At 73.6% G+C, this 26,978-nt stretch carries 19 protein-coding genes and 1 pseudogene; 6 read left to right on the top strand and 14 right to left on the bottom strand.

From position 1 onward, the window contains the following. Positions 1-41 precede the first annotated feature (41 nt). From ACIF80_RS13750 to ACIF80_RS13725, 6 genes are read left to right on the top strand one after another with little or no spacing between them, the layout of a single operon-like run. Complete coding sequence (locus ACIF80_RS13750) at positions 42-524, top strand: cupin domain-containing protein (protein ID WP_399803502.1); 483 nt, start codon at positions 42-44, stop codon at positions 522-524. Further along, entirely contained in the window at positions 521-1,789 is a 1,269-nt protein-coding gene (locus ACIF80_RS13745; protein ID WP_399803499.1) for a beta-ketoacyl-[acyl-carrier-protein] synthase family protein, read from the top strand. Before ACIF80_RS13750 ends, ACIF80_RS13745 begins: the two co-directional genes overlap by 4 nt. After that, positions 1,786-3,042: a ketosynthase chain-length factor gene (locus ACIF80_RS13740; protein WP_399803497.1), complete on the top strand. Its 1,257-nt coding sequence runs from the start codon at positions 1,786-1,788 to the stop codon at positions 3,040-3,042. The genes ACIF80_RS13745 and ACIF80_RS13740 overlap by 4 nt, the downstream gene beginning before the upstream one ends. Positions 3,043-3,069: 27 nt before the next feature. Next, a complete protein-coding gene (locus ACIF80_RS13735) occupies positions 3,070-3,330 on the top strand; it encodes an acyl carrier protein (protein WP_399803494.1) in 261 nt (86 codons plus the stop codon). A 2-nt stretch (positions 3,331-3,332) separates the two neighbouring features. After that, positions 3,333-3,815 carry an SRPBCC family protein gene (locus tag ACIF80_RS13730; protein WP_399803491.1) on the top strand — a complete coding sequence of 161 codons (483 nt, stop codon included), beginning with the start codon at positions 3,333-3,335 and terminating at the stop codon, positions 3,813-3,815. Positions 3,816-3,843: 28 nt separating this feature from the next. After that, positions 3,844-4,179, top strand: a complete 336-nt coding sequence (locus tag ACIF80_RS13725; protein ID WP_399803488.1) for a TcmI family type II polyketide cyclase — start codon at positions 3,844-3,846, stop codon at positions 4,177-4,179. A gap of 115 nt (positions 4,180-4,294) precedes the next feature. Here ACIF80_RS13725 and ACIF80_RS13720 read toward each other — a convergent pair whose 3' ends face one another. The 14 genes and pseudogenes from ACIF80_RS13720 to ACIF80_RS13655 form a co-directional block, all read right to left on the bottom strand. Beyond that, a complete protein-coding gene (locus ACIF80_RS13720; RefSeq protein WP_399803486.1) occupies positions 4,295-5,323 on the bottom strand; it encodes a methyltransferase in 1,029 nt (342 codons plus the stop codon). Positions 5,324-5,420: 97 nt separating this feature from the next. Continuing rightward, positions 5,421-6,482 (bottom strand): nitrous oxide reductase family maturation protein NosD, encoded by a 1,062-nt coding sequence (locus ACIF80_RS13715; protein ID WP_399803483.1) that lies wholly within the window; start codon positions 6,480-6,482, stop codon positions 5,421-5,423. Positions 6,483-6,623: 141 nt separating this feature from the next. Then, positions 6,624-8,162 carry a vWA domain-containing protein gene (locus tag ACIF80_RS13710; RefSeq protein WP_399803480.1) on the bottom strand — a complete coding sequence of 513 codons (1,539 nt, stop codon included), beginning with the start codon at positions 8,160-8,162 and terminating at the stop codon, positions 6,624-6,626. After that, a complete protein-coding gene (locus ACIF80_RS13705) occupies positions 8,159-11,146 on the bottom strand; it encodes a hypothetical protein (protein ID WP_399803477.1) in 2,988 nt (995 codons plus the stop codon). Before ACIF80_RS13705 ends, ACIF80_RS13710 begins: the two co-directional genes overlap by 4 nt. Further along, on the bottom strand, positions 11,143-12,228 hold the full coding sequence (locus ACIF80_RS13700; protein ID WP_399803475.1) for a hypothetical protein: 1,086 nt from the start codon (positions 12,226-12,228) through the stop codon (positions 11,143-11,145). The genes ACIF80_RS13705 and ACIF80_RS13700 overlap by 4 nt, the downstream gene beginning before the upstream one ends. Continuing rightward, complete coding sequence (locus tag ACIF80_RS13695; RefSeq protein ID WP_399803472.1) at positions 12,221-14,464, bottom strand: hypothetical protein; 2,244 nt, start codon at positions 14,462-14,464, stop codon at positions 12,221-12,223. Before ACIF80_RS13695 ends, ACIF80_RS13700 begins: the two co-directional genes overlap by 8 nt. Before the next feature lie 266 nt (positions 14,465-14,730). After that, positions 14,731-16,854: a protein kinase gene (locus ACIF80_RS13690; RefSeq protein ID WP_399803970.1), complete on the bottom strand. Its 2,124-nt coding sequence runs from the start codon at positions 16,852-16,854 to the stop codon at positions 14,731-14,733. Between the two features lie 12 nt (positions 16,855-16,866). Next, positions 16,867-17,808 (bottom strand): hypothetical protein, encoded by a 942-nt coding sequence (locus ACIF80_RS13685; protein ID WP_399803470.1) that lies wholly within the window; start codon positions 17,806-17,808, stop codon positions 16,867-16,869. A 1-nt stretch (position 17,809) separates the two neighbouring features. Further along, entirely contained in the window at positions 17,810-20,806 is a 2,997-nt protein-coding gene (locus ACIF80_RS13680) for an SAV_2336 N-terminal domain-related protein (protein WP_399803467.1), read from the bottom strand. 4 nt (positions 20,807-20,810) lie between these two features. After that, the gene (locus ACIF80_RS13675) at positions 20,811-21,995 is read right to left on the bottom strand and encodes an AAA family ATPase (RefSeq protein ID WP_399803464.1); all 1,185 of its coding nucleotides are present in this window, start codon (positions 21,993-21,995) and stop codon (positions 20,811-20,813) included. A gap of 96 nt (positions 21,996-22,091) precedes the next feature. Continuing rightward, positions 22,092-24,347 carry a caspase family protein gene (locus ACIF80_RS13670; RefSeq protein WP_399803461.1) on the bottom strand — a complete coding sequence of 752 codons (2,256 nt, stop codon included), beginning with the start codon at positions 24,345-24,347 and terminating at the stop codon, positions 22,092-22,094. A gap of 3 nt (positions 24,348-24,350) precedes the next feature. Next, complete coding sequence (locus ACIF80_RS13665) at positions 24,351-25,532, bottom strand: hypothetical protein (RefSeq protein ID WP_399803459.1); 1,182 nt, start codon at positions 25,530-25,532, stop codon at positions 24,351-24,353. Between the two features lie 250 nt (positions 25,533-25,782). Next, positions 25,783-26,652, bottom strand: coding sequence for an ABC transporter ATP-binding protein (locus ACIF80_RS13660; RefSeq protein WP_399803456.1), 870 nt, complete (start codon positions 26,650-26,652; stop codon positions 25,783-25,785). After that, a pseudogene (locus ACIF80_RS13655) lies at positions 26,649-26,888 on the bottom strand (iron chelate uptake ABC transporter family permease subunit); the annotation flags it as partial. The gene ACIF80_RS13660 and the pseudogene ACIF80_RS13655, both read right to left, overlap by 4 nt. Positions 26,889-26,978: the final 90 nt, after the last annotated feature.

The following is a 26,978-nucleotide window of genomic DNA, read 5'->3' as shown; positions in this document are numbered from 1 at the left end:
GCCCCGCCCGGACGTCCCCGCCCCACCCGGAGGTACCAACCATGTCCAAAAAACATCCACGCATCGTGGACCTGAGCGAGACGGAACCCAACAGAAGGCGCGGAGGTGATCTCAGGACCCTCCTCACCCCGGCCACGGTGGGTTCCACCAGCGGCTTCATGGGTCTGGCCGTCATCCAACCCGGTGAGCGCATCGGCGAGCACTACCACCCGTACTCCGAGGAGTTCGTGTACGTGGTCAGCGGCGCGCTCGAAGTCGACCTGGACGGGGAGCCGTTCGCACTGCGGGCCGAGCAGGGTCTGATGATCCCGATCGACATGCGGCACCGCTTCCGCAACGTCTCCGACGCCGAGGCCCGCATGGTCTTCCACCTGGGCCCGCTCGCCCCGCATCCGAGCCTCGGGCACGTCGACACCGAGGAGAACGCCGGCTCCGAGGCCGGCCCTCAGCTGACCGTGGGCGGGCCGGTCGCGTCCGGGTCCGGGCAGGGCCGGCCGGCCGGACGCAGTGAGGCCATAAAGTGACCCGGCGGGTGGCTGTCACCGGTATCGGAGTGGTCGCTCCGGGCGGTACCGGGGCGACGGCGTTCTGGGACCTTCTGTCGGCCGGCCGCACCGCGACCCGCGGCATCACCCTGTTCGATCCGAGCGGGCTGCGTTCGCGGATAGCGGCCGAGTGCGACTTCGACCCGTTCGACCACGGTCTCGAGCCGGACCTGTGCCAGCACGCCGACCGGTACATCCAGTTCGCCGCGGTCGCCGCCGGTGAGGCGGTCCGCGACGCCGGGCTCGACCCGGAGGGCGAGGACGGCTGGCGCACCGCGGTGTCGCTGGGCAGCGCGGTCGGCGGCACCACCCGGCTGGAGCACGACTACGTCCGGGTCAGCGAGCACGGCTCGCGCTGGGACGTGGACCACCGGGCCGCCGACCCGAAGCTGCACCTGGCGTTCCAGCCGAGCACGCTCGCCTCGGTCGTCGCCGAGCGGTTCGGCGCGCGGGGCCCGGTGCAGACCGTCTCCACGGGCTGCACCTCGGGACTCGACGCGGTCGGGTACGGCTTCCACACCATCGCCGAGGGCCGGGCCGACGTCTGCATCGCCGGGGCGTCCGACTCGCCGATCTCGCCGATCACGATGGCGTGCTTCGACGCCATCAAGGCGACGTCGCCGAACAACGACGACCCGGAGCACGCCTCCCGCCCCTTCGACGCGCACCGCGACGGGTTCGTGATGGGCGAGGGCGCGGCGGTGCTGGTCCTCGAGGAGTACGAGCACGCGCGGGCCCGCGGGGCGCAGATCCACTGCGAGATCGGCGGGTACGCCACCTTCGGCAACGCCTACCACATGACCGGTCTGACCACCGAGGGCCTGGAGATGGCGCGGGCCATCGACAGCACGCTCGGCCAGGCCCGTCTCGACCCCACACTGATCGACTACGTCAACGCGCACGGTTCCGGCACCCGGCAGAACGACCGGCACGAGACGGCCGCGGTGAAGCGGTCCCTCGGCGCCCACGCCTACGACACGCCCATGAGCTCCATCAAGTCGATGGTGGGGCACTCGCTGGGCGCGATCGGTGCGATCGAGGTGGTGGCCTGCGTGCTCGCCCTGAAGCACCAGGCCGTACCGCCGACGGCGAACTACGAGACCCCCGACCCCGAGTGCGACCTGGACTACGTGCCGCGCACCGCCCGCCCCCGGAAGCTGAGGAACGTGCTCTCCGTCGGCAGCGGGTTCGGCGGCTTCCAGTCCGCGGTGCTGCTGACCGGGCCGGGCGGGAGGAACCGATGAGTACTCAGCGCACTCAGCGCCCCCGTCGCGCGGGCATCACCGGCATCGGTGTGATCGCGCCCAACGGACAGCGGACCGACGCCTACTGGAAGTCCGTCAGCGAAGGCATCGGCGTACTGGACCGGATCACCCGCGAGGGATGCGGGCACCTGCCGCTGCGGGTGGCGGGCGAGGTCCGCTCCTTCGACGCGGCGGCCCTCATCGAGGACCGGTTCCTGGTCCAGACTGACCGGTTCAGCCATTTCGCGATGGCGGCCGCCGCCCTCGCCCTCGACGACGCCGGGCTCGGCAGCGGTGATCCCGTGGATCCGTTCTCCATCGGCGTGGTCACCGCGGCCGGTTCCGGCGGCGGTGAGTTCGGGCAGCGCGAGCTGCAGAAACTCTGGGGTCAGGGCCCCCGGTTCGTCGGCCCGTACCAGTCCATCGCCTGGTTCTACGCCGCGAGCACCGGCCAGATCTCCATCCGCAGCGGTTTCAAGGGCCCGTGCGGGGTGGTGGCGAGCGACGAGGCCGGCGGCCTCGACTCCCTCGCGCACGCCGCCGGGGCGGTCCGGCGCGGCACCGGCACGATGGTCGTCGGGGCCGCGGAGGCCCCGCTGGCCCCGTACTCGATGGTCTGCCAGCTCGGTTATCCCGAGATCAGCACCGTCGAGGACCCGGACCTCGCCTACCGTCCCTTCACCTCGAAGGCCTGCGGGTTCGTGCCCGCCGAGGGCGGTGCGCTGCTCGTCGTCGAGGACGAGGACCGCGCCCGCGAGCGCGGGGTGCCGGTACGGGCCACCCTCGCCGGCCACGCCGCCACCTTCACCGGCGCCTCCCGCTGGGAGGAGTCACGGGAGGGTCTGGCCCGGGCGATCCGCGGCGCCCTCGACGAGGCGGGCGCCGCGCCGGAGGACATCGATGTGGTGTTCGCCGACGCGATGGGCGTACCGGAGGCGGACCGCGCCGAGGCGCTGGCCATCACCGACGCGCTGGGCGCGCACGGCAGGCGGGTCCCCGTCACGGCGCCCAAGACGGGTTTCGGACGGGCCCACTGCGCGGCACCCGTGCTGGACACGGTGGCCGCGGTGCTCGCCATGGAACACGACCAGGTGCCCCCCACACCCAACGTGTTCGACATCTGCCACGACCTCGACCTGGTGATGTCGCGCGCTCGGCCCGCCGAGCTGCGCACGGCCCTCGTCCTCAGCAGGGGACTGATGGGCTCCAACGCGGCGCTGGTCGTGCGCCGCGGCGGCGAATCCGCCCGGTAGGCCCGGGCGGGGAAGGAGCAGACACTCATGATCACCACTGAAGTGACCGTCGACGAACTGGCCGCCCTGATGAAGAAGGCCGCCGGCATCACCGTCGCCCCGCAGGAACTGAAGCAAGCCGCGGAATCCCCCTTCGACTCCTTCGGCCTCGACTCGCTCGGCCTGCTCGGCATCGTCGGCGAGCTGGAGAACCGGTACAGCCTCTCGCTTCCCCCCGACTCGGAGCGCTGCAGGACGCCCCGGGAGTTTCTGGACCTCGTCAACAGCACCCTCAAGGCTGGAGCCTGAAAGTGGCAGGACACACCGAGAACAGCATCACCATCGACGCTCCCTTCGACCTCGTGTGGGAGATGACCAACGACCTCGAGAACTGGCCGGACCTGTTCAGCGAGTACGCGTCGGTCGAGGTGCTCTCCCGCGAGGGCGACACCACGACGTTCCGCCTGACCATGCACCCGGACGACAACGGAAAGGTGTGGAGCTGGGTCTCCGAGCGCACCCCCGACCGGGCACGCCGGACCGTGCGCGCCCGCCGCGTCGAGACGGGGCCCTTCGCCCACATGGACATCCTGTGGGAGTACGAGCAGCTGCCGGACGGCGTCCGGATGAACTGGACGCAGGACTTCGCGATGAAGCCCGACGCCCCGGTCGACGACGCCTGGATGACGGACAACATCAACCGCAACTCGCGTACGCAGCTGGCGCTCATCCGGGACCGGATCGAGCAGGCCGCCGGCGAGCGCAGGAGCCCCGCGTCCGCCACCTCCCGCTGACCGCCGACCGATCCGGAAAGGACCGTCGATGCACCACGCACTCATCGTGGCCCGTATGGCGCCCGGCTCGGCGTCACAGATCGCCGATGTGTTCGCCGCCTCCGACCGGGGCGAACTCCCGCACCTGATCGGGGTGAACAGGCGCCGGCTCTTCCAGTTCGGCGACGACCTGTATCTGCACCTCATCGAGTCCGAGCGGGACCCGGCGCCCGCCATCGCGAAGGTGGCCGGGCACCCCGAGTTCCGCGGCATCAGCGAACAGCTGGAGGCGTACGTCAGCCCGTACGATCCCCAGACCTGGCGCAGCCCCAAGGACGCCATGGCGCAGTGCTTCTACCACTGGGAGCGCGGCGCCGGTTCCTGAGCGGACAGCCCGGAAGTACCCCGAGGCCGCCGGTCCCGTGCACGTCACGGAGCCGGCGGCCTCGGGGTCGTCCCGGGCTGATCCGCACCGGCCGGACGGTACCGACCGGTGCGGATCAGCCCGGGACGGTGCACTCGAAGGCGTGCAGGTAGGCGTTGACCGGCCGGACCTCGCCGATGACCAGACCCGCGTCGGTCAGCCGGTCGGTCATGCTCTTTTGGGTGTGCTTGGCGCCGCCGACGTTGAGGAGCAGCAGCAGGTCCATGGCCGTGGTGAACCGCATCGACGGGGTGTCGTCGACGAGGTTCTCGATGACGACGACGCGTGCTCCGGGCCGCGCGGCCGCGCGGATGTTGGCCAGGACCCGGCGGGTGCTGTCGTCGTCCCACTCCAGGACGTTCTTGATGAGGTAGAGGTCCGCCCGTACGGGGACGCCCTGGCGGCAGTCCCCGGCGACGAGCCGGGCCCGGCCGGCCAGCGCGCCGTCCTCCCACAGCCGGGGGTCGGCGTTCTCCACCACGCCGGGCAGGTCGAACAGGGTGCCGTGGAGGTCCGGGTACTTCTCCAGCAGCCCGGCCAGGACGTGGCCCTGACCGCCCCCGATGTCCACGACGGAGGAGACGTCGCCCAGGTCGAGCAGCGCGGCGACGTCCCGCGCGGACTGCTCGCTGGACGTCGTCATGGCCCGGTTGAACACGTGCGCGGACTCGGGGGCGTCCTCGCCCAGGTGGTCGAAGAACTCCCGGCCGTAGACGTCCTCGAAGACGTTGCCGCCGGAGCGGACCGCCTCGTCGAGCAGCGGCCAGACGTTCCAGGTCCACGGTTCGGTGCACCACAGGGCGATGTACCGCAGACTGTGCGGGTCGTCCTCGCGCAGCAGCCGGGACATCTCGGTGTGCGTGAACGTCCCGTCGGGGTGCTCGACGAAGACTCCCTGGCACGACAGCGCGCGCAGCAGCCGCCGCAGGGTGTGCGGCCGGCTCTTCACCGCCTCCGCGAGGTCGTCCGCGGTCATGGGGGTGTCGTCGAGTGCGTCCGCCACACCCAAGCGTACGGCGGCGCGTACGGCGGCGGCGCAGGCCGCCCCGAAAACGAGCTCCCGCAGCCGCATGGGCGGTGAGGGAGCCGGACCAACGGTCGTCATCCGTCGCCTCGCTTCTTCTGCTGTGCTGTTGAGGGGGCAGGGTGAGGTGTTGAGGTGTTGGGGTGCCGAGGAGGTGGGGCGGGGTGCGGCGGGGTGTTCAGCACAGACCGGCGGGCTCGGAGAGCGTGCAGATGTTGCCGCTGAACGTGTTGGTCGTGGCGGTGTCCCGGTTGGCCAGGTCGGCCGGGCTGTTGCCGGTGACCAGGTTGTCGCGGACGGTGTTGCGCTCGTTCGCGGCGCCCTCGAAGCTCTTGAACAGCACGATGCCGCCGGACATCGGGGAGGTGCCCTTGTGGTTCTCGACCCGGTTCCCGGCCACGAGGGTGTCCTCGGCCCCGGTGAGGACGATGCCCACGCCCTGCAGGAAGGACAGCCGCGGTGTGGCGGCGCAGTGCTTGTTGTTGGCGCGGAGGTGATTGCGGGTCACCCGCAGGTCGCCCGCGACGGGCTTGGACTCGTCGCCCACCACGAACACGGCGGCACAGTTGCCGGTGGCCTCGTTGCGGTCGACGGTCAGGTTCCGCAGCCGCCGCACGGTGACACCGACGCGGTTGCCGAGCATGCGGTTGTGGCGGACCACCGTCTTGCGGGCGTCCCGGGCGCCTTCCTCGGTGTCGGTGGTGTTGGCCAGGAACAGTCCGGCGTCGCCGTTCTCCTCGACCACGTTGTGGCTGAGCACGCTGCGCACCGAGCGCTCCTCGGCGATGCCCCACTTGCCGTTCCTCTCGGCGGTCACGCCCTGCACCCGCAGCCGGTCGGTGCCGGTGGCCCACAGTCCGTTCCCGGTGAAGCCCCGCAGTGTCAACGAGCGTACGGTGACGCCCTCGAGGGGTGTCTTGTCCGTGCCGGTCACGCAGATGCCGTGCCCCGCCTCGGCGCAGGCGCCCCGGTCGGCGTCCGGATCGGGCACCAGGACGGTGCGGTGGGCGCCGGAGCCGCGCAGGGTGACGTCCGGCGTGGTGATGTCGACGCTCTCCTTGTAGGTGCCGGGTGAGAGGACGACGGTGTCCCCCGGCTTCGCGGCGTCCACGGCCTTCTGGATCGATGCGCCGGGCCGCACCCGGTGCACGGTGGGCTGGGCGGTCGACGGCGTGGCGGCCATGCCCGAGGCCAGGACGACCACGGCGCAGGTGAGATACGTGAGGTGGCGTTGGGTCATATGCCGAAACTAAAAGGGAATGTGACTCTCCGCCACCACTGATCCCCCAGGTGGGCAATGGCAACGCGCCGCCCGGCGGCGGGCCTCGCGGGAACCTCCGGGGAACGTCGCGGGCGGCCGCTGCCGGGCGGTGGGCACCGGTCATCTCCGCTGCGCGGGCAGCGTCGCGTAGTGGAACTCGATACCGCACAGCAGCACGGTCTGCCCGGGCGAGCAGACGATCTCCCGTTCCGGCCGGTCGGCGGTGCGGCAGCGCAGCCGGATGGGCGGCTGCTCGCGGAGCGGGCCGGGGACGCTGCGGATCCTGACCGATCCGTCGCCGTCGAGGAGCGGGGAGAGGTCCACGGTGACCTCGCCGCGTCCTTGCAGAGGGATCCGCACAGGTTCCCTGGTGTCGACTCCTTCGGCGGACAGGGTGCCCCGGACCGGGCGGTACCGGCGCAGCAGCACGACGCCCGCCAGGACGAGGGCGAGCAGGAGGACACCCAGTGCGACGATCCAGCGCACCGGGTCGACGGTGACCTGTGCCGTCCCCCGCACCGCCAGGGACTCTCCGGCCGGGGCGGTGGCCAGCCGGGCCTGCCGGTCGACGAACCGCTCCGCGGCCCGCGCCACCGGGGTGCTCACCCGGCCGTCGACGGACAGCTGCCAGGTCTCGGTGCGGGGCCCGCTCCCCCACCCCTCGCGCTGCGCGGTGGTGGAGCCGAGCGTGACGTCGATGTCCCGGCTCTCCCCCGGCCGGAGGTCGACCGAGCGGGGCAGTCCGCCGGTCGGTCCGACGCCCTCGGGGAGCCCTTCGATCCGCAGGCCGGTGACGCGCACGGGCAGCGCGTCGGTGGTGGCCGTCAGCCGCAGGCGGAGGGCCGATCCGGCCGGCACCGGCCCGTTGCCGGGCCTGTCCGGCCAGGAGACGGCCACGCCTTTGCCCTTGTCCCCGGTCACGGCCCGGGCGGCCTGGAGCAGACGGGTGTCGTCCTGAGCCGCCGTCATCGCCTCCCGGGTGCGGGATCCCGACGCGTCGAGCATGCGGTAGCTCGGGAACACCTTGGCCAGGACCTGCTCGACCTCGGCGCCGGGGGCCAGGGCGATGCCGTAGCCGGTCAGGGTGCGGTCGGCGGGCAGACCCGAGGCCTGTTTGCGCAGGGCGGGCCAGCCGCTCGCGGTGAAGTCCCGGTACTTGACGTCGTCGGGCGCGTGCATCTGCGCGTCGGACAGCAGCAGCACGCCGCCGACGTCGGTGCCGGCCCGTTGCAGTCCGTCCAGTGCCTGTTCGAAGGCGCGCCCGAAGTTGGACGCGGGACCCTCGGGGGTGGCGGGCAGCGCCTCGTCGAGTTCCGCGAGCGCCTCGTCGCGGGAGACCATGTCGCAGGCGCGCGCGCTCTCGCTGAAGGGGATCAGGCAGACCAGGTCCTCGGGGTGCAGGGACTCGAGGAACGCGGGAAGTACCGAACGGACCTTGTCGTACGAGCCGTCGTTCGCCATGGACTGCGAGGTGTCGACGACGATCGCGTAGCCGGCGCCGCGGGTGCCCACCACCGAGTCCAGGAACCCCTCCAGGTCGCCGGAGTCCGCGGCACGGGCGGGAGTGAAGGGGCTCAGCGCGGGCCCCAGGGTGAGGAAGGCGGTGGCCAGTGCCGCGGCGAGTGCGCGCCTGGCCGGCCGGGAACGGTCGTTGCTCATCGGGCGGTGCTCCCTCTGTTCCACTTCTTGGGCTTGCGCGGTGTTCCCGGTACCAGGTTCACGTGGGCCATCAGCCGTATCCACCGCAGTTCACGCACCCGCGAACGGCGTGCGCGCAGGTCCTGCTTCGCCTCCCGGAGCACCGGCCCCGCCTGCCATCCGCCGCCGCTGTGGCCGGAGGCCCGGCCGGCCACGACCAGGCGTCTGATCTCGTGCAGGATGTCCGCGGTGACGTCGATGCTGCACTGGTGCTCGGTGAGCAGCGCGCGTTCCAGATGGCCGAAGAGCGCGGCGCGTTCCCCGTCCTGGGCCTTCTCCCACCAGCGGCCGGCCGCTTCGAGGGCCTGGCGGCCCGCGGCGGATTCCAGGTCGAGGGTGAAGGGCGCCCACATCGCCGCGACGTCCCGGGAGGAGCCGACGTGTGTCGCGGCTCGGACGAGGTCTTCCAGAGGGCCGGGCCCGTCCGTCCGGCCGGCGCCGCCGAGGACGGCCGGGCGTCCGCGGCCCGCGCGGGGGCCGGTGGGCGCCGTGGCGGGGCGGGGGCCCGTTCCGGTCGCGGGGCCTGTGCCGGGGCGCCGTTCCAGGGCGGCCTTCTGCACGGCCTGGCTCTCCTGCGCCTGGCGGGCGGCGCGCAGTTGGGCGTTGTGGGCGGCTTCGCGCTCGGAGAGCCGTTGCGCGTGGACGGCACGCTCCCGCTCCCAGGCTTCCTGCCGTCGTCGCCATTCCTCCTCCCGGGCGGCGACGCGCCGGCGCAGGTCCGCGGCGGCCGTCTCGTGCGGCACCTGGAGGAGGGCCCTCAGGACGATGCCGCCCTCCTGGCCCCGGAATTCGTCGAGCACCAGTCCGGCGAGCTCGTCCACGAGCAGGCCCAGGAAAGGCTCCAGGTCCCTGTCCCGGAAGATCTGGTGCAGGCTCCGGGCGTAGGCGACGCACGCCGCCTCGCGCCACGGGGGCCCGACGGGAGGGACGCCCACCAGGCAGCTCAGGACGTCGGCCAGCGCCCTGCAGTGCTGCCACACGTCCGGGTCCGCGGTGAGCAGGTCCCGCAACGTACGCGCGTCCGGAGGGCCGAACGGGGCCGCCGGGACCGCCGGGTCCGCGCGGTCGACGGAGGCGGCGGGGGCGGCCGGATCCGGGGAGATCCGCGGGTACTCCGGAGTCCGCGGGTTCTCCGGGGTGCCCGATGCGCCGGCCGAGGAGGGTTTCCGCGATCCGCCCCGGTTCCGGCCCAGGAAGGGAAGCCTGAAGGTGGCTCCGTCCTCGCCCGTTCGTCCGCCGTCCCCGGCCTCGGCGGCGACGGCATACAGTTGCGGCCACAGCCACCAGGCGGCCTCCGCCGTCCAGTCGGGCCGCCGTGCGCGGACGGTGGCGGTGAGTACATGGACAGCGTCCTCGGCGGTGGGACGCGGCTCGGCCTGAGAGACCTGCCCCGCCTCACGCCCCGACAGCACGGCCCAGGCTCGCAGCCAGGCGGGGGCCTCGTGCGCGGCCGGTGCGAGCGGGGTCAGCCAGTCCACGAGCCGCGCGGGGCCGGCCGATTCCCGCGCGAGCACCTCGAGGGTGAGCCGGCGCGTGTCCCGGAGCGCGCGCACGGCGTCGGCCCGGCCGCCCGCCACCCTGTCCGGGCCCAGCAGGCACAGACAGTCGACCGCGTACCTCAGGCGCCGGCCGTCGGCCGGCTGTTCGGGGCCGGGCAGCAGCCGCAGTACCTCGGCCTCCTTCCGGCACTGTTCGACCAGCCGCCACAGTGCGTCCAGCCTGGCACGGCACGAGGCGCTGTCCACCGCGTGCGAGGCACCGCTCAGCACCACGTTGAGGAGAGCTTCCGCCATGAGCGCGGACACCCGCGGTCCGGTCCTCTCGTGCGTCCAGTGGCGGTGCAGCGCCTCGTGCAGCTCCCGGCCCCCGGGGTCGACCGCGTACGCGATCCCGCACTCGACGAGCCGCAGGAAGCCGTCGGAGTCCGTGTCCTCGCCGTCCGTCAGGCTGTTCAGCCCCTCGGCCACGACCCGGACGGACTGCTTCCCGGCCTCGACGGCGCTCACCGCCGCGTGGAACGGGTCCAGCCGGCCGAGGGCGCCGAGCAGCGGCCCGTGGTCGGCCGGCGTGACGGGCGCGTCGAGTTCGCGCAGCCCGGTGGTGACCGCGTCGAGCCCTCTGACCCCGATCAGGCGGGAGAGCTGACGCCGGTAGTCCTCGGCAGGACCGGCCGGCACCTGCGGCAGGGTGCCGAGCCGGACGCACCGGGCGGACGGCGTGTGCTCCGGTCCGAAGGCCAGCTGGGTGGGCGGTTCGTCGCCCCCGTCGACGCAGCTGCCCACGCGCAGCCCGCTGCGCACCCCGTACGGCAGGAGGCCGACGACGGCGTCGAACACGGCCAGCCGGGCCCGCGCGTCGAGCCGGCCTCCCCCGGTGATGACGACGGGGCTGCCGTGCAGCAGCAGCGCGGCCACGGACGCGGCCCAGTCCACGGCCACCGTCCGCCGCTGCCCGCCGCCGGCGGTGCTGGGCACGTGGCCGGTAATGGTGTCCAGGCCTTCCGCCAGTCCCTCGCCGGCCGGTGGGGGCACCTCCAGCACGACGCTCCCGTCGTGCTCCGGGGGCAGCCGCACGGGGGCGACGGCGTCCCACAGACTGGTGTACTCCACTCTCCGGCGCACCAGTTCGGTGGAGTCGATCAGCAGGTAGCGGGTCGGGGTGACGGCCCGGTTCGCGCCGTCGCGCAGGGTGGAGGTCTCCATCACGGAGATACCGGTCCACAGCTGGTCGGTGAAGGGCATGCCCACCACGGAGATCCAGGGCAGCCTGTCCTGTACGGCCGCCGCGGAGGGCGGGTTGCCGAGGCTCGCCGCGATGATGTACTCGGAGAACGTCGCGCGGCGGGGCGCGCCTCCGGTGCAGTGCATCACGTCGTACTCGGCCAGCGAGCCCGCTTTCTTGCCGTACCAGGCCCACAGCGCCTCCACGGTGAACGCGTCGTTCATGGACGGCCTCCGTTCCGCATGCCGAGCAGCAGAGTCACCAGCGGTTCCATGACGTTGTACGGGCTGAGCGGGCCCACGATGCGCTCTTTTCCGTCGACGACGTTGACGTTCCCGAAGCGCCTCAGGTCCACGGAACCGCCGGGCATCGTGCCGAACCCGATCGCCGAGGAGGTGAAGAAGTGGAGGCGTGAGGGATGGAAGTTGGCGCGCAGGGTCTGCCCCACCAGGCGCATGGTGCTGCCGTGCAGATCGTCGGCGAGCCAGTCGAAGAATCCGGCGGGGTCCGACACCACGGGCACGCCGTTCGGCCCGAGGTCGGTCCAGCCGCCGCGCCGGGCCCGGTGGAAGATGTCGGGGTCGTCGAACTTGGTGAGACAGACGGCGAGATGGTGCGGCAGGTAGGGTCCGTCCAGCCGGTTCTCCTGCATGCAGAAACGCGTGATCCGGGTCAGGGTGCCGTTGAGGAAGGCGAACGAGTCGTTGTTCCTCGCCTCGCGCACCGGGTCGAAGAGGTAGACGAGTCCCTGGGCCCTGGCCAGGTGGTCGACGCTCCGGGCGACATGGGCGTCGCTCTTGAGGTCCTCATAGACACCGCCGGGCACGTCGAGCACGTTCAGCTCGAACTCCATCCGGTTCGAGGGCCGTTTGCGCCACAGGCGGCGCCTGCCGAAGGACGTGCCGCTGAGGTCCCCGCGAAAGCGCCACGCGTACGGGCGCACGGCCTGGGTGGCTTCGGGGAAGACCTTGTTGATCGCCAACTCCCGCGCCGTCCTCACCAGGAACTCCTCCGACACGTCATCGGACGGCACCACCTGCCACCGGCCGAACGGACCGGACGGGTCGAGGGCAGCGAGCCGCAGGGCGCCCAGGAACGTGGTCTTGCCCGAGGACGGGCCGCCCCAGACGCCGATCCGGGTCTCCGCCTCCCCCGCCTGCTGTCCCGGGGTGAACTCGACCGGAGCGGCGTACACCGGCTCGCTGCCGGTGTAGCCGGCCTCCTCGTCCACCGCGCCGCGCTCGTAGGTCTTGCTCATCATTTCCGACGGTGGGAACCGGGGCTCGTCCGGCTTGTTCTCAGTCATGGTGCTCACTGTCCTTCTGGCTGGGTGGTGCCGCCGACGAGTCGATGCGCGCGCCGTGACGGCGGGCGGGTCCGGGGGCCGCCGGTGCGGTGGCGGTGTCGGTCAGCAGCCCGGGGGCCTCGGCGGGGCGTCCCAGGACACGGTTGACGCACGAGGCGACGTCTTCGGGTGCGTGTGTCCCGAGGGTGAACAGGTGGTCGCGGCCGAGCTCGCGCCAGATGTGGCGGAGCCGCTCGCGGGTCTGGGGGCGCCAGCGTCCGGAGGTGTCCACGGCCGCCCGGTCGCGTACGCCGATGACGGTCAGGCCGGGACAGACCACCGTACGCAGCCGTCGCAGGGCTTCCTCGTAGTCGTACCGGTCGGGGCAGGGCAGGCTGAGGTCGGACTGCTGGCGGGCGGGGTGGGGTGGCCGGCGGGCCAGCACGAGCAGCAGGTGCCGGGCTCCGTCGCGCCAGTGCGGCCAGTGGGCGGCCGCGTGCAGGGCGTCCTCCAGCGGCGCGCCGTAGTCGTGGCGTACGGGCCGTACGGGGAACCGGCGGACGGCCCCGGCGGCGGCTTCGGCGGTACCGGGACCCCAGACGCTCAGCACGGAGCCGCCTTCCGGTCCCGCGCGCACGGGCAGGACCCTGTGGTCCTCGTACCCGACGAGCCCGATCCGCAGGCCCGCCGGAGCCTTGGGGGTCTCCTCGCCGGGGCGGCCTGCCCCGGGGTCCGGCGGGCCTGCGGCACCGAGCAGGCGGAGCACCGACCGCAGGAAGCGGACACGGCGCTCGGACTCGGCCTGGGCACCGCCGAGTTCGAGCAGGAGCAGCACATCGGCGGCAGTGGCCCGGGGCGCGTCCGCGTCGGTGGAATGCGGCAGCGTCCGTCCGTTCCCGCTTTCGGTGAACGACTCCGGTTCCGCGAAACGGAGTTGCCCGTGACCGTCGAGAGCGACGGTGACGGTGGTCCGGTGTCCGGGCCGCACCCGCGCGCGTCCCGTGCGCAGCACCGGCCAGTCCTCGGTCCGGGTGCCCCTGGCCGTCACCAGCGGAAGGGCGAACACGCCGTCCCGCGTGCGGGAGTCGGCGTCGGCGTACGGAGGGGAATCGCCGTCGGGACGCGCGTCCGTGTCCACGCGCGTGCCCACGTCCCCGCGTCCGCCTCCGCCCGTTTCCGCCAACAGCTCGACGGAGGCGAACAGTTCACCCTCCTCGGGCAGCGTCGTACCGCCCGGGAAGAGGATGCGGGCGCCGGTGTCCGTCCGCTGGTCCGGTGAGTTTCCCGGGGCGGGCCGGGTGAGCAGCGCGTAGCCGTGCCGCAGCGGAACCTGACGGCAGACGCTTTGAACGATGTCGTCCAGGGTGCGCGGATCGGAGGCGTCGAGGAGCATCCGGGCCGCCGCCGGTGCCCTGGTCTTCAGGTCCTGCGCCGCGTAGCCCGGCCAGCGCCATCCGCGGGCCTGGACGACGAGGACCAGCGGCACCGCGCGGCCCTGTGCGCGTGCGGCGTCGAGGGGGGCCAGCGTGGTGTCGAGGGCGTGGCGGACCGCGGGCCCCCACGCCTCGTCGGTGGCCCGGGGCACCCCGTGCGTTCCGTAGGGTGGCGTGAGACCGATGCCGCCGGCCAGCAGGAAGGCGCGTTCCGCCGTCGACGCGGGCAGCCAGGGCGCGAGGTCCGGCCACCGCACGTCGCCGCCCGGGGAACTGTGCGTCCATCCGGTCCCCTGCGGGCAGCGGCCCAGCTCCCGCAGGGCCAGTCCGGCGGCGGAGATCCCGAGGACGCAGACGGCGTCGTACTCGTCGGCCGCGAGTGCGGTGAGCAGGGACACGGCACCGGCGGGGCTGCCCGCGGCGGTGTCCCCGCGCTCCTGCGCGCCGAGCGGGTCGAGGGGGTCGAAGGCGCGCGGGCCGGGTACGGCCGCCGTCGCGGGGGCGCGGCGGATCAGGGGGCCCAGCCGGAGGTCGACGGTGCCGCCCGGCGTCACTCCGCGGGAACGGCCGCCGGCCGCCAGGTACCGGGTCGCGAGGACGGCCGCGGACATGTCCCAGGACCAGCAGGCGGCGGTCTCCGCGTCCCGTGCCGCCGAACCGGCGGCCGCCGTCGCCTCCGGCTCCCAGCCGCAGGTCCCGCACCGCCGTCCGGCACCGCCCGACCAGCAGACGGGGCAGTGTCCGGGCGGCCCGGCGGCGGTGTGCCCGGCATCGGTGGACCGCGGCCGGCCGTGCTCGGGTCCGTCGCGGCGGACGCGCGTCACGGGCGGCGCCCACGGGTCGCGGAAAGGCCGTCGTTCATGGGTGCCGGCCCCGCGTCGGGCCATCTGTCGCTGTTCACGGTTCCCCCCTCGGACCGCAGTCCCCGCCGCCGCCCCGGACCGCAGAATCCCCGGTCATGGGCTGCGAACTGAGAACGCGTCAGCGATCGTAGCGGGGCACTTGCCCGGTTGTCCGAGGAAAAGGCAGAATCTTTCATTCTCTTTCCTGAAATGCATTCACATCACATAATGGAGTGATATGGCTTGATTCAGTCCGTGGCCGGACGGCGTCCCCCTCCGAGGACCAGCCGGCGTACCGCGCCGTCGAGTCCGACCGCGATCAGCCCGTCCTCGGCCGGACGCAGCCCCGAGACGGAGGGCAGTTCCCAGCGCCTCAGCAGGCGGCCGTCACGGACGGCGAGCAGCCGGATCCCGCGCTGGTCGGCGACGCACACCGCCGAGCCGTCCACCAGGACGTCCAGGGCACGCGGCGCCGCCCCACCGGTCGCCGGCACCGTCCACAGCGGACGGCCGTCGTCGGCGCCCAGCGCCGTGACCGAACCCTCCGTGGTCGCGACCACGACAGCCCCGCCGCAGCCGACGGCGGCGAGGTGCACGGTGCCGCCGGCCGGCGCCACCCACACCGTCTCTCCCGTGGCACGGCACAGAGCGGCCACCGTGCCGTCCGCCCCCGGCACGACGACGGTGTCCTCCAGCGCCGTCACCCCCGCCGGACCGGCGGCCCGCGGATGCGCGCCCCACAGCCGGCTCCCGTCGGCCATCCGCCGGCACACCACCTGGCCGCGATCGGTGCGGTAGACCACCGTGCCGACGGCGACCACCGCTCGTCCCGTCACGACTCCCGCGTCCTCGACGGCCCAGCCGCAGTCCCCGGAACGGAGGTCGAGGACGCGCACGCTCCGTCCCTCGGCGACGAAGAGCCGGTCCGGATCGTCGCCGGGGGCACCGGACCAGCCCACCGCGTGCACTCCCGCGGAGAACCGGTGCCGTGCGTGCTCGGGACCGGCCGCGGCCAGCCGGACATGGTGCACCGCTCCGTCGGCGGCGCCCAGGACCACCGCGTCCCGCGCCGGGACCAGTCCGCCCCGTACCGGTGCGCCGAGGTCCAGTCGCCACAGGGGCCGTCCGCTCCGGTACTCGACGCCGTACAGCACCCCGCCCGCCGTGGCGATCAGCACCATGTCCCCCATCAGCCAGGGGGGTACGCGCACCCAGTCGTGACAGTGCCAGACCCAACGCTCGGCGGTGGCCGGTGCGGGCTCCGGCGCGGGCGCCCGGGCCGGCTCCGGCGCGGGTACGGGCGCCGGTACCCGCGCGGGGGCCGGGGCGAACGCGGGCACGGTCGGCGCGAGGCCGTCGTCCGTCCGGTTCCCGGGGCTCCCCTGTTCCCCGTGTTCCCCGCCCGTTTCCCGGCCTCGGGCCCGCCCGGTCTCCCGCTCCCCCGTCTCCTCCCGCGCCAGCCGGTCGGCGCGCGGCCCGATGAGGGCGCGCAGCGCGTCCATGTGGCGCCCGAACACCTGGAGCGCCGCGGGCGGGTAGGGGATGCGGTCCGTGTCCGCCGCGCGGGCCAGCCCGGCGCGTACGTCGTCCATCGAGGGGCGCTCGGTGTCGGTGAACCGGAGACACGCGGTGACGAGTTCACGCAGCGGTCCGTCGCGCAGACCGGTGATGTCCGGTGGCTCCGTCAGGGCGCGCAGCCGGATGTCGAACTGGTTGCGCCCGCTGTAGGGGGGGTGTCCCGTCGCGGCGAAGAGCAGGGTCGCGGCGAAGGCGAAGACGTCGGCGGGCCCCTGGGCGCGGCCGAGGCCGCTGGCCTGTTCGGGGGCGGCGTACTGGAAGCTGCCCATGGCGTCCGCGGTGACGGTCAGGCTGGGGTTGGCGACGAGGCGGACGAGGCTGAAGTCGATGATCCAGGGGCGGGCCGGGGTGACGAGTACGTTGCTCGGTTTCAGGTCCCGGTGGTAGAGCCCGGCGCTGTGCAGGGCGGCCAGCGTTCCGGCCAGACGGCGGCCGAGGGCGAGCACCGTGGTCTCCGGCAGCGGGCCGGCGTCGTCGACCAGCCGTTGCAGCGAGGGGCCCGGAACGTACCGGGTGGCCAGCCAGGGGCGGCGGGCGGCCGGGTCGGCGTCCAGGAGTTCGGGGATGCCTTCGCCGCCGGCCCGGTCGACGGCCTCGATCTCGCTGTGGAACCGGGGTCTGAGCCGTTCGGACTCGGCGACATCGGTGCGGATGAGTTTGACCGCGGCGAACCGTTCCCGGCCGCCCGGCTCCTCCTGCCCGAGGAACACCTCGCCGAATCCGCCCGCGCCGATGCGGGACAGCAGCCGGAACCGCCCCAGCCACCGGGGGTCCTCGCTCCTCAGGGCCTCCATCGAGGGCACCGGTCAGCCCTCCCCGTGCACGTCGGCCCGCCGGCCCGTCCGGTGGCGCGACCCGTCGTCGCCGGGGAAGGATGCGGGGGCGGTGCGCCGGGCGAGCGCGCGCAGCAGGCCGTCGGTGCCCAGTTCCTCCCGCAGCATCCGCAACCGGGCCAGATGGGCGCGGGCCGGCGGGGAGACGGGTTCGGGCGGGGTGTCCTCGTCCACGACGCGCCGCCGTGGCGAGGACGCCTTGGTGTAGCAGATCCAGGGGGCGTCCGCGGTGGCGTCCGGGGCCCAGGTCGACGCGGTCAGCGAGGCCCGGTATCCGTAGGGCAGCAGGGAGACGACGGCGTCGATGACGCCGATCCGGTCGAGGGCGAACCGGTCGCCCCGGGCCCGCAGGGCGAGGGGCGCCTCGAGCGCGACGGCGGCGGTGGCGGCCGCCCAGCCGAAGCCGGCCGCCTCCACCCGCCGCGCGGTCTGCTCGACGGGGTCGGCCTGCGCCGTGAGCAGCACGGGCTGCGGCATTCCGCTCTCCTCGGCCTCACCGGGCAGCGGCACCGGCCGCACCGCGTTCCACAGGGAGACCAGTCCCAGCCCGTGCCGGGCCAGGTCCTCGTAGGGCACCAGGAAGCAGCGGGTGGTGGCGGACCGCCGGCCGGAGGAGTCCCAGGTGGCCTCCGCGAAGCTGTTCCAGTCGGTCACGGAGACGGTGATCCACCTGCTGCCGGTGTCCTCCGTGCCGGCTCCGCAGACGCCGAAGGAGATCCAGGGCAGGACCTCACCGGGACGTCCCGCGGTGGACCAGGGAGGCGGGGTGCCGAACAGCGTGGCTCTGATCACGTGCTCGAACCAGGCCATCTCCGAGGGACCGTCACTGCACCGCAGGACGCGGTAGTCACTGCTGTCCGCCGGGGGTTTCGACAGCACGGCCCAGCGCGCGCGCAGGCTGAGAGTGGGGGTCATGTCAGGTGCCTCCCGGCGCTCGTCCCAGGTCGATCAGCGGTTCCAGCACGTTCACCGGCCGGGCGGAACCGCGCAGCACGGGCAGGCCGTGTTCGTCGTGGGTCCGGTTCGAGCAGTCGTCCAGGTTCAGCGTGCCGCCGGGAGCGCGGTGGAAGCCGATCGCCGACACCGCGTACCAGAGGACGTGGTCCGGGAGGAAGTACGTCTTCGTCAGCGCCCGCGCCCGCGCCACGTAGCCGGAATCGTCCGCCAGCCAGCCGATGTAGTCCTCCGCGTCGGCGGCGGGCACGCACGGGTCGCCCTGCGCGTTCTGACCGACCCAGTTGCCGCGGCGGGCGTTCTGGAAGACCGAGGGCTCGTCGAACTTCGTGACGCAGAAGGCGACGCGGTGCGGCAGGCGTCCCCGTACCAGTCGGCGGTGTTTCTGGAACTCCTTCAGCAGTCGCTCCAGGTGGGGAGCGAGGAACTCGGCCTGGGGGCCGTTTCCGGTGGGGTCGACCAGGATCACCAGATGGCCGGCCCGGCCCAGGTGCGAGTCGAGGACGAGGTTGTTGCCGTAGTTCTCCCACTGGTACTCGCGGCCGCCGACATCGCAGAAGTCCAGTGCGAAGTCGATCCGCTCCGGGCGCCGTCCCCGCGTGAGCTCGGCGCGGAAGACGTACGAGAAGGAGCTCCGGCCCATCGTCGCCTGCGGGAACCGGCGCGCGACCGCCAGCGCGTAGGTCTGCTCCACGAGAAAGTGCTCGGCCCGTTCGCTCTCGGCGACGACGTTCCAGCGGCCCAGCTCCGGGGAGGCGCCCGAGGCGGCGAGCCCCGCGGCCGCGAGGAAGGTCGTCTTGCCGCTGTGCGCGGCCCCGAGGACTGCGATCGTGTGTCTCCTCTGCCGCGCGGTGCCCTCTGTCGGGCTGTGGTCCGTGGGCTCCTCGGCCGGCCCGGGGCCGACGGACACCGGTGCGGGGAGGGGCGTGCGGTCGGGTGCGGCGGGGACCGGGGCGGCTTCGGGCACGGGGGCGGGGGCGGACTCCGGCGCGGCCGGCCCGGGGACGGACGGCGGGAACCGCACCGGGGACGGAGGCGGGGGCGAGGGCCGGGCGGAAGCCGGGTGACCGGGCGGGGCCGGGGAGTCGGCCGTCCGTGGCCCGGCCGCCGCGTCCCCGTGCGGCTGCCGGACGGGGGCCGGGGCGAGGGCGCCCAGGACCGGCGGGGGCGGGGTGGCGGCGGCTTCGTCCGCGGGGTGGGCGAGCTCCTCCACGGCCTCCTCGATACGCCGCACCGCGTCTCCGTAAGCCGGGCCCATCCCTTTCAGGATGCGGACCGCGATCTCCGCGAACGGACGGGTCTCCGGGTCGATCTGGCCGATCAGCCGGCCGTCGCGCGGCGAGGCCAGCAGTGCGGGGAAGGCGAGCGCGGTGCGGCCCCGCATTTTCGCCACGTACCCGGACACGGTCTCGAAGACCCGTACCGCCTCGACCCGGTCCATGCTCTCCAGCAGGATCTGCCGGGTGTTTCCGGTGAACTCGTAGGCGGGGTCGTCCGCCGGTGTCCCGGAGCCCTCCCGCGCGGGACGGGGACGCAGCAGACCGCTGAAGAAGACCTCCGCCAACGGGGCGGGGTCGTAGGGCTCCTGACGCCAGTTGCTGGTGACCATGTGCGTCAGCCACATGGTGGACAGGCTCAGCGGGACCACGGCGAGGCTGCGCAGCAGCCTGCGGGCGCGCCGGCCGGCGACGGCGTCGAAGTCGTCGAGCAGTTCGCCGGCGTCGGCCGGGTCCGCGGACGCGGTGTCGTCGAGGGCGGGCCCCGGGAGGGTGCCGGACGCCCGCTCCGAGCCGGCGTCCGTCTTGGACTCGGGCGTGGTGGGGGGCGCGGGGGCGGGGGCGGAGGCGGAGGCGGAGGGAGGATGGTTCCGCTTCTCTCCCGGCCCGGCGGTGACGATCCAGGCCGAGGCGGACACGCTGCGGTCGTGCGCACCGGTGATCAGCGCGGCCCAGCGGTTCAGCGGTCCGGGCGCGAGGGGCACGACGGGGACCGCGTGCGGACGGCCGCCGGACGGGGGGCGGCCCTCGGGCCAGAGGTCCGCCGGGGACCAGCCGGCCGGTGTGAACCGCCGGGCGAGGCCGGTGAACCTCCTGGACCGGGCCCCCTGCGCCTCCGGGTGGAAGGTCACCGGCAGCGGGTCGATCCCGGTGCGTCCCCACAGGTAGCGGGGCAGCAGGTGGACGATCACCACGGGTCCGTAGCGGGACAGCAGGTGGACCTGTTCGGCCATCCGCCCGTCGTGCCAGCCGGGGCCGACGCCGTCGGTGACCAGGGCGATCAGGCGTCTGCCGTCGGGCTCCAGCAGTGTGCGCAGGCTGCTGGACCCGCCGCCGGGGGTGGTCGGGAGGGTGCGGGCGGTCCGCGAGTCCAGCCGGCTCACGGTGATCGACCGGAAGACGCCGTACTGGGCCACGGCTCGGGCGAGTTCGCGCAGCATCGGTGTCCACAGCCGCATCGACGAGCCCGTGTCGCGCACGAGGGCGAGGTCGAAGTGCGGTTCCTCGGCGGGTTCGACCATCGGTACGACCATGCCGGTGGCCGCCGCCCACTCGGCGGTGGCCTCCTCGTCCACCGCGGTCCGTACGGGTGAGGGGCTGGTACGGCGCAGCGGCCGAAGGGCGTTGCCCAGCTCCAGGCGGCCGGGCAGCATCCGCGGGGGGAGGGGCGCGTCGACCAGGGCGGTGGCCTCTCCCGCTCCGGTGAGCAGGGGTTCGGCGCCCGGCAGCCACAGCGCCATGTCGGCGGCCCGGCCGCCGGGTTCCGGGGACGTACGGTCCGGTGCCGGCGGGGCCGGACCGTCCGGTGCCGGGTCCACGGACCGCGGGCCGGACCCCGGAGGGCGCGCCGCGGCCGCCCGGCCGGCCGCGGGCAGGCGTGCGGCCAGCCAGGCGGTGTCGAGCACTTCGCTCAGTCCGACCCCGTCGCAGTTCAGCAGCGCCTGCGCGACCTCCGGATGCACCGCGTCACGCCCCGGAGAGCGAGTGGAACACCGCGTTCGTGATCGTCTCCAGGTCGTCCGGCCCCAACTGGGCCGTGAGCCTGAGGCGTACGGCGTTGATCAGCTGGTCCGGCGAGAGCTGGCGGCCCTCGGCGGTCAGCCCTTTGTACTCCTTCAGAACGTCCGCGACCTGGGAGAGGTCCTTCATCTCGGGGACATGCGCGCGGAGGATGTCGTGGAGACGCTCTCCCTCGGGGGGTTTGAGGGTGAGGAAGAGACAGCGGCGGCGGAAGGCCGGCGGAAACTCCCGGTCGCCGTTGCTGGTGAGGATCACGAGGGGGAACTGCGCGCACCGGACGCGGCCGTCGTGCACGGGCACCCGGTCGTTGCCGTCCCAACTGAGCACACGGACCGGCGACTCGGCGACCCGGCGCAGCTCGGGGATCTCGTAGCCGCCGGTCTCGAAGACGTGCAGCAGGTCGTTGGGCAGGTCCACGTCGCTCTTGTCGATCTCGTCGATCAGCAGCACGCGGGGCCTGCGCCTGGGCAGCAGCGCGTCGCCCAGCGCGCCGAGCCTGACGTACTTTCCGATGTCCTCGTGCCGGTCGATGTCCTCGTGCCGTCCGGCCTCCCGGGGGGTTCCGGCGCCCTGGTGGGTTCCGCCGTCCCGGTGGTCCTCCTCCGCCCGGTGTGTCCTCTGTTGCGACGGCACGTTCTTGCGCAGGTTCATGTCGTGCAGACGGCCCAGTACGTCGTAGTCGTAGAGCCCTTCGCGCAGGGTGGACCTGCTGGTGATGCCCCATCGCAGGACGGGGCCCAGGGCCAGCTCCCGGGCGATGGAGGCGGCCAGGGTCGTCTTTCCGGTTCCGGGCGGGCCGGTGACCAGCAGGGGCCGGCGGAGCTGGATCGCGGCGTTCACGAGGTCGTGCGCGTTCCGGTCGCCGCGGTAGGCGACCGCCGCCCGCTCGTCCCACGAGTCCGCTCCCCCGGTCCCCGGCGGCGGCACCGGGAGACTGCTGTGCAGGGGGTCCCGTGCGCGCAGCGCGGCCTCCTCCTCGGGGGACACCAGCGCGTGCAGTCCGAAGGAGCGCCAGGGCGGGGGGTCGGGAATGCCCGGGAGCGCGCCCTCCCCGGTGCGGGACTCGCCCCGGTGTCCGCGGTAGACCCACCAGTCGGGAACCGCCGAGGCGGCGACCGGCCCTTCCGTCATTGCTCGTCCCTTCCGTACGTCCGTCCTTGTGAACAGCTGTCCATGCGGGGCCCGCAGTCCTCGCGGTCCCCCTTCCGGTGGGGGCCGCTCCTCCCGTCAGGGCGGGTTCAGGGGCCCGCGGGCCAGTGGAGAACGACGCGGGTCGTCGAAGAGCACCACCATGTCCCGGAACACTTCGGCCTCGGTGCCGCCCGTTCTGCGCAGGTCGAAGACGATCTCGGGCAGGTCGTGCAGGGGACGGCCGTCGAGTCTGCGCAGCAGGCTCTCCCGTACCAGCGCGCCGTCGCAGACCGCGCCGTCGTCACCACCGCGCCGGCAGTCGTCGGCCGGGGACCGGGCCGGCCATATGGCCAGCAGGGCACCGTTGTTGAGGGCCGTGCCGACGAGATCGGCGTGCGCCCGGTCGGCCAGGGGGCGGGAGAGCACGATGCCGGCGCACGGGTCCGCCGCGCCGTTCGCGCCGCCGTCCACTCCCGCCGAAGCCGACGCGCTCCTGGCGCCGTCGGCCGTGTTGCCCGTGGTGCCCGCCTCGGTGCCGATGACCGCGTTCAGGGTGAAGGCGGTCTCCACGGTGCGGGCGTGCTGTTCGAACTCCGCTTCCCCGGTTCGGCAGGAAGAGGCACAGTCGGTCCACTGCAGCCGTGCCGCGGGGACGGAGTCCAGGAGGGGGGCCCTGCGCTGCCAGCTCAGCGTCTGCGGGCCTCCGTGGTGGCGCCAGCCGTCGCGCAGCACCACCGGCCCGCCGTCCCCCAGCAGCGGCGCCTTCCCGCTGGGCACCGAGAACTTCGGCAGTGCGTCGAAGCGGTGGCCGAACAGGTCCCGGTCGACGATGAACTCCACCCAGGCTCCGTCGAGCGCGGACTGGACCTTGGTGTGGGCCTTGCCGTAGATCAGCTCGACGAGGCCGGGGAACTCCTCCTTGCGCCAGCTCTGCCTCGGCAGCCTGATCGGCCGGCGCTGGTGTCCTGTGTAGAACCACGCCTTGGCGCGGTAGCGCGGGCCCGCGGTGCTCTGCGGCTCACCCCGCTCGGCGGACGTCTCGCCGTGGCTGAGCCCGTCCTCCCGTTCCAGGTCTATGACCAGGTGCCCGCGCCGCCGCACGGGTGTGGGCGCGACGGACACGTCGGCCAGCGGCGGAAGGCCTTTGTCGGTGGCCCAGGACGCGTACCACCGGTGGATGCCGTCCCGCAGACGCCCGATGCGGGCGAGGACGACGCAGAGGTCGGTGATGCAGTGGCTGCCGTCCGCGCGGTGGGGCAGTTCCGTCACCCGCACGGCCGTCTGCGGCAGGGTCAGGTCGTCGTCGGCGAGACGCGGGCCGTGGCGGTGCAGCCACTCCCACACCCCGCTCTCCTCCGCCGGAGTCAGGCAGGCCCTGCTCACCGTCCGGTGCAGCGTCTCGGCCTGGGTGACGGTGACCGCCGCACCCGGCAGGAAGTCGCGGTCCACGAGCAGGTCGCCCCGGTGGCTGAGCCAGTAGTGGGTGGGGATCTGGCCGTACTCGGGATCCCCTTGTCCGTAGGCCGCGCGGAAGCGGGCCTCGAGGGCGACGGCGGTCTGCTCGATCCGTTCCAGATCCAGCCGGCCGGCGGACGGCAGTGCCTCCAGCGCGTCCAGGAGCCGGTCGGTGAACACTCCGCCCCGGCCCTCGTCGAAGAGGGCCTGCTCGCCGTGGCGGGCGCCGTAGAGCACCAGGCCCAGCCAGTCCGGGTGCGGGACGGAACCGGCGGCGATGGTCAGGGTCTGGCCGCCACCGCCGTCGCCGGGCCGGACGGTGTCCGCCTCCCGGCAGGCGTCGATGACGAACATCTGACGCCCGGGTCTGCGCGGTCCTGCCATCCCGCGTGTCAGGTCCTCGAGTGCGATGCGTCCGTTGTGCGGAAGGTACAGCAGGTGGTTGCCGTTCTCCCGGTTGATCCCGCCGTGCCCGATCCAGTAGAGGACGAAGGCGTCGTCCTCCCCGAGTTCCCCCACGGGGCTGGAGCCGGCCGGGCTGAAGAACTCGCCGATCGGAAGGAGGTCGGCCGATGCCAGGTCGGTTCGCACGTCGGTCCGTCCGGTGCCCGCGGAGGCCGCCCGCAGCCGCGCCGGCAGCAGCTCGGTCAGCGGTTCGGCGGGCAGTCGGCCGGACGGGGGCTCGGACGACGGGGCGGACGGCGCGTGGGCCGAGGGCTCGGACGGCGGGCCGGACAGGTGGTCGGTGTTGGTCAGGAAGGTGAGGGAGCACGGCTCGTCGACGTGGTTCACCAGCCAGGACGCGAAGCGGACGCCGGAGGCCAGGGAGCCGGGCATGGGCCGCAGCGACGAGCCCTCGTACGTCTCCGGGCACACCACCAGAGCGCGTACGACCATCGGTCAGCACTCCTCGACGGCGGTGCGGACCGCGTCGTAGACGCGCGGTGTGGTCCAGTAGGCGCCGTGCGCCCGGGGGAACGGCTCACGGGTGTCGACCTCGACATCCGTGACGCGGCCGGCGAAGTGGTCGTCCGCGGGGAAGGCCAGGAGGTCCTCCTTGTCGACCACGTTGACCCAGCGGGCCCGGAAATGATCCGGCAGGGGGGCGCCGAGGCGGTGTGTCGCCAGCGCGTCCAGGCCGTACAGGTAAGGCACTTGGCTGCCCACGGTCACCAGCAGCCGTACGTGGGGCAGTGCGTGGGCGACCAGGCTCTCGAAGCAGGCGATTCCGCCGAGGCTGTGCCCGAGCAGCACCACGGGCCCGTCGATCTCCCGCACCCGCTCGGCCAGATAGGTCCGCAGGGGCTTGCCCCTGGCCTGGTAGAGCAGGATGTCGCCGAGTGCCGGTGTGGCGCGGGTCAGCAGGGCGTCCCGGTGGCGCCGGACCACCGGACGGGCCATGTGCTGCGCCGTGGACCAGGCGACGGCCCGGGCCCTGTCGCCCACACCGAGGGCGGCCCCGCCCAGGCGCTTCTCCATGGCCCGCCACAGTGCGTCGCGTTCCGCGGCGGACACGAGAACGGGGCCCGAGTCCCGTTCCCGGAACCTGATGTACACGGCGGTGACGGACCGCGCGACCAGGTCGTGCGACGCCCGTGCGGCGAGAAAGGGAAGGGCCGCGACGAATTCCTGGGCACGCAGCAATTCCGTGACGGCTGCACGGAATTGCTCGCCGGGTTCGCCCGCCGGAATCAATTCCCCGGCTTCGGGATCGTCCGGCATGGCACCGATACGCGTCCTCAGCAGGTCCAGCGCCCTCGGTGAGGTGGCGGACGCGTCGCCGGATGCCGTCAGGACCGCCGTCCGGATCTCGTAGAGCGGGTCGTCGTACAGCCGGGCCCACACCGCCCGCTCCGCGTCCGACCAGGCCACTCCGTGCCCGTCGGGGGCCCAGGCGGGTCCTGTGCCGTCCGGCGCGTCGGTCTCGTCCGCCGGGGTCACCCCGAGGACGTCGCCCCAGGAGCACGTCTCCACCACGGTGTCCGGCAGTACTTCCCGGAAACCGTCCCCGATCCTGTCGAGCGCTTCCCGCTCACGCTTCGACCGAACACCCGTTCCGTGAACGAACAGAATCGTCTTCATGTTTCTTCGCACATGTCCCCCCGCCCCGATGCCGCGGCCATGAACACCACGACGGCCGCCAACGGTAGCGCGGCCCAGGGAATCATCTCCGCACATTCCTTGAATTCGCCCCACCCGGAAAATGAGTTGCCTTTTCGAAAAGACAACGGAGCCAACCGATCAGGAACGGGCAGAGCGGAGGAACGCCTCGGCGGGGGTCCGCCCCCGGCGTGCGCACCGCCGTCCCACACCTCTGCCCGGCCGGAGTCCTTCAGGAGGGCGGGTTCGGGGCCGTCGTGGTGCCGGGCCCGCGCAGGAAGCGGATGACCGGGTGGCCGGGGTGCCGCGTCACCTCGGCGCGGACGCCGTAGACCTCCTCGATGAGGGCGGGGGTGAGCACGTCGGCGGGGTGGCCCCCGGCCACGGTGCGTCCGTCGCGCAGGACGAGGAGCCGGTCGCAGTACATCGCGGCGAGGTTGAGGTCGTGCAGCGCGATCACCGTGGTGACCGGCAGGCCGGCGATCAGGTCGAGCAGGTCCAGCTGGTGCTGGATGTCGAGGTGGTTGGTCGGCTCGTCCAGCAGCAGTTCGCGCGGTTCCTGGGCGAGGGCGCGGGCGATCTGGGCCCGCTGGCGTTCGCCGCCGGAGAGGGTGTGCCACGACTGGGCGGCCCGGTCGGTCAGTCCGGTGCGTTCCAGGGCGGCGGTGACGGCCCGTTCGTCGGCGGCGGACGCCGGGCTCCAGGCGCGGCGGTGCGGGATGCGGCCGAGGGCGACGACGTCGCGGACGGTCAGGTCGGTCTGCGTGTGCGCGTGCTGTTCGACGGTGGCGACGCGGCGCGCGACGGCCCGGCGGCCGGCCTCGGGCAGGGGCCGCCCGTCGAGCCGGACGACGCCGGCGGAGGGGGCGAGGACGCCGGCCAGCAGGCGCAGCAGCGTGGACTTCCCGGAGCCGTTGGGGCCGAGCAGTCCGACGGTCTCGCCGGGGCGCGGGGCGAGGGTGACGCCGTCGACGATCAGGCGGCCGTCGGCCCGGCGGCCGACCCGGTCGGCCCGCAGTCCCCGGTCCGGAGGGGCACCGCTCGCTCCCGGTTCCGGGGTGACCTCGTCCGCGAGGGTCCCGTCCGGGCGGGCGTCGTTCATGTTTTCCTCCTGCCCCGGTGGAGCACGACGACGAAGGCCGGTACGCCGATGAGGGACGTCACCACGCCCACCGGTACCTCCTGGGGGTCGACGACGGTGCGGGCGAGGGTGTCCGCCCACACGAGGAACACGGCTCCGGCCAGCGCGGTGACGGGCAGCAGCCGGGCGTGGCCGGGGCCGGTGAGGGCACGGGTGGCGTGCGGCAGGACGAGACCGACGAAGCCGATCGCGCCGGCGCAGCTGACCAGGACGGGGGGGGGCGCCCCCCCCCCCGGGGCGGGGCCCCCCCCCCCCCCCCCCCCCCCCGGGCGGGGCCCCCCGGGGGG

Source organism: Streptomyces sp. NPDC085927, from assembly GCF_044540975.1.
GTDB classification, from domain to species: domain Bacteria; phylum Actinomycetota; class Actinomycetes; order Streptomycetales; family Streptomycetaceae; genus Streptomyces; species Streptomyces hirsutus.
The sequence above is the reverse complement of the archived record's forward strand: the minus strand, read 5'-3'. Positions and strand labels throughout refer to the sequence as shown.

Coding starts and splice junctions, on each gene's coding strand:
- ACIF80_RS13750 (WP_399803502.1), top strand. CDS start 42: ATGTCCAAAAAACATCCACGCATCGTGGACCTGAGCGAGACGGAACCC.
- ACIF80_RS13740 (WP_399803497.1), top strand. CDS start 1,786: ATGAGTACTCAGCGCACTCAGCGCCCCCGTCGCGCGGGCATCACCGGC.
- ACIF80_RS13735 (WP_399803494.1), top strand. CDS start 3,070: ATGATCACCACTGAAGTGACCGTCGACGAACTGGCCGCCCTGATGAAG.
- ACIF80_RS13725 (WP_399803488.1), top strand. CDS start 3,844: ATGCACCACGCACTCATCGTGGCCCGTATGGCGCCCGGCTCGGCGTCA.
- ACIF80_RS13720 (WP_399803486.1), bottom strand. CDS start 5,323: ATGACGACCGTTGGTCCGGCTCCCTCACCGCCCATGCGGCTGCGGGAG.
- ACIF80_RS13715 (WP_399803483.1), bottom strand. CDS start 6,482: ATGACCCAACGCCACCTCACGTATCTCACCTGCGCCGTGGTCGTCCTG.
- ACIF80_RS13710 (WP_399803480.1), bottom strand. CDS start 8,162: ATGAGCAACGACCGTTCCCGGCCGGCCAGGCGCGCACTCGCCGCGGCA.
- ACIF80_RS13705 (WP_399803477.1), bottom strand. CDS start 11,146: ATGAACGACGCGTTCACCGTGGAGGCGCTGTGGGCCTGGTACGGCAAG.
- ACIF80_RS13700 (WP_399803475.1), bottom strand. CDS start 12,228: ATGACTGAGAACAAGCCGGACGAGCCCCGGTTCCCACCGTCGGAAATG.
- ACIF80_RS13690 (WP_399803970.1), bottom strand. CDS start 16,854: ATGGAGGCCCTGAGGAGCGAGGACCCCCGGTGGCTGGGGCGGTTCCGG.
- ACIF80_RS13685 (WP_399803470.1), bottom strand. CDS start 17,808: ATGACCCCCACTCTCAGCCTGCGCGCGCGCTGGGCCGTGCTGTCGAAA.
- ACIF80_RS13675 (WP_399803464.1), bottom strand. CDS start 21,995: ATGACGGAAGGGCCGGTCGCCGCCTCGGCGGTTCCCGACTGGTGGGTC.
- ACIF80_RS13670 (WP_399803461.1), bottom strand. CDS start 24,347: ATGGTCGTACGCGCTCTGGTGGTGTGCCCGGAGACGTACGAGGGCTCG.
- ACIF80_RS13665 (WP_399803459.1), bottom strand. CDS start 25,532: ATGAAGACGATTCTGTTCGTTCACGGAACGGGTGTTCGGTCGAAGCGT.
- ACIF80_RS13660 (WP_399803456.1), bottom strand. CDS start 26,652: ATGAACGACGCCCGCCCGGACGGGACCCTCGCGGACGAGGTCACCCCG.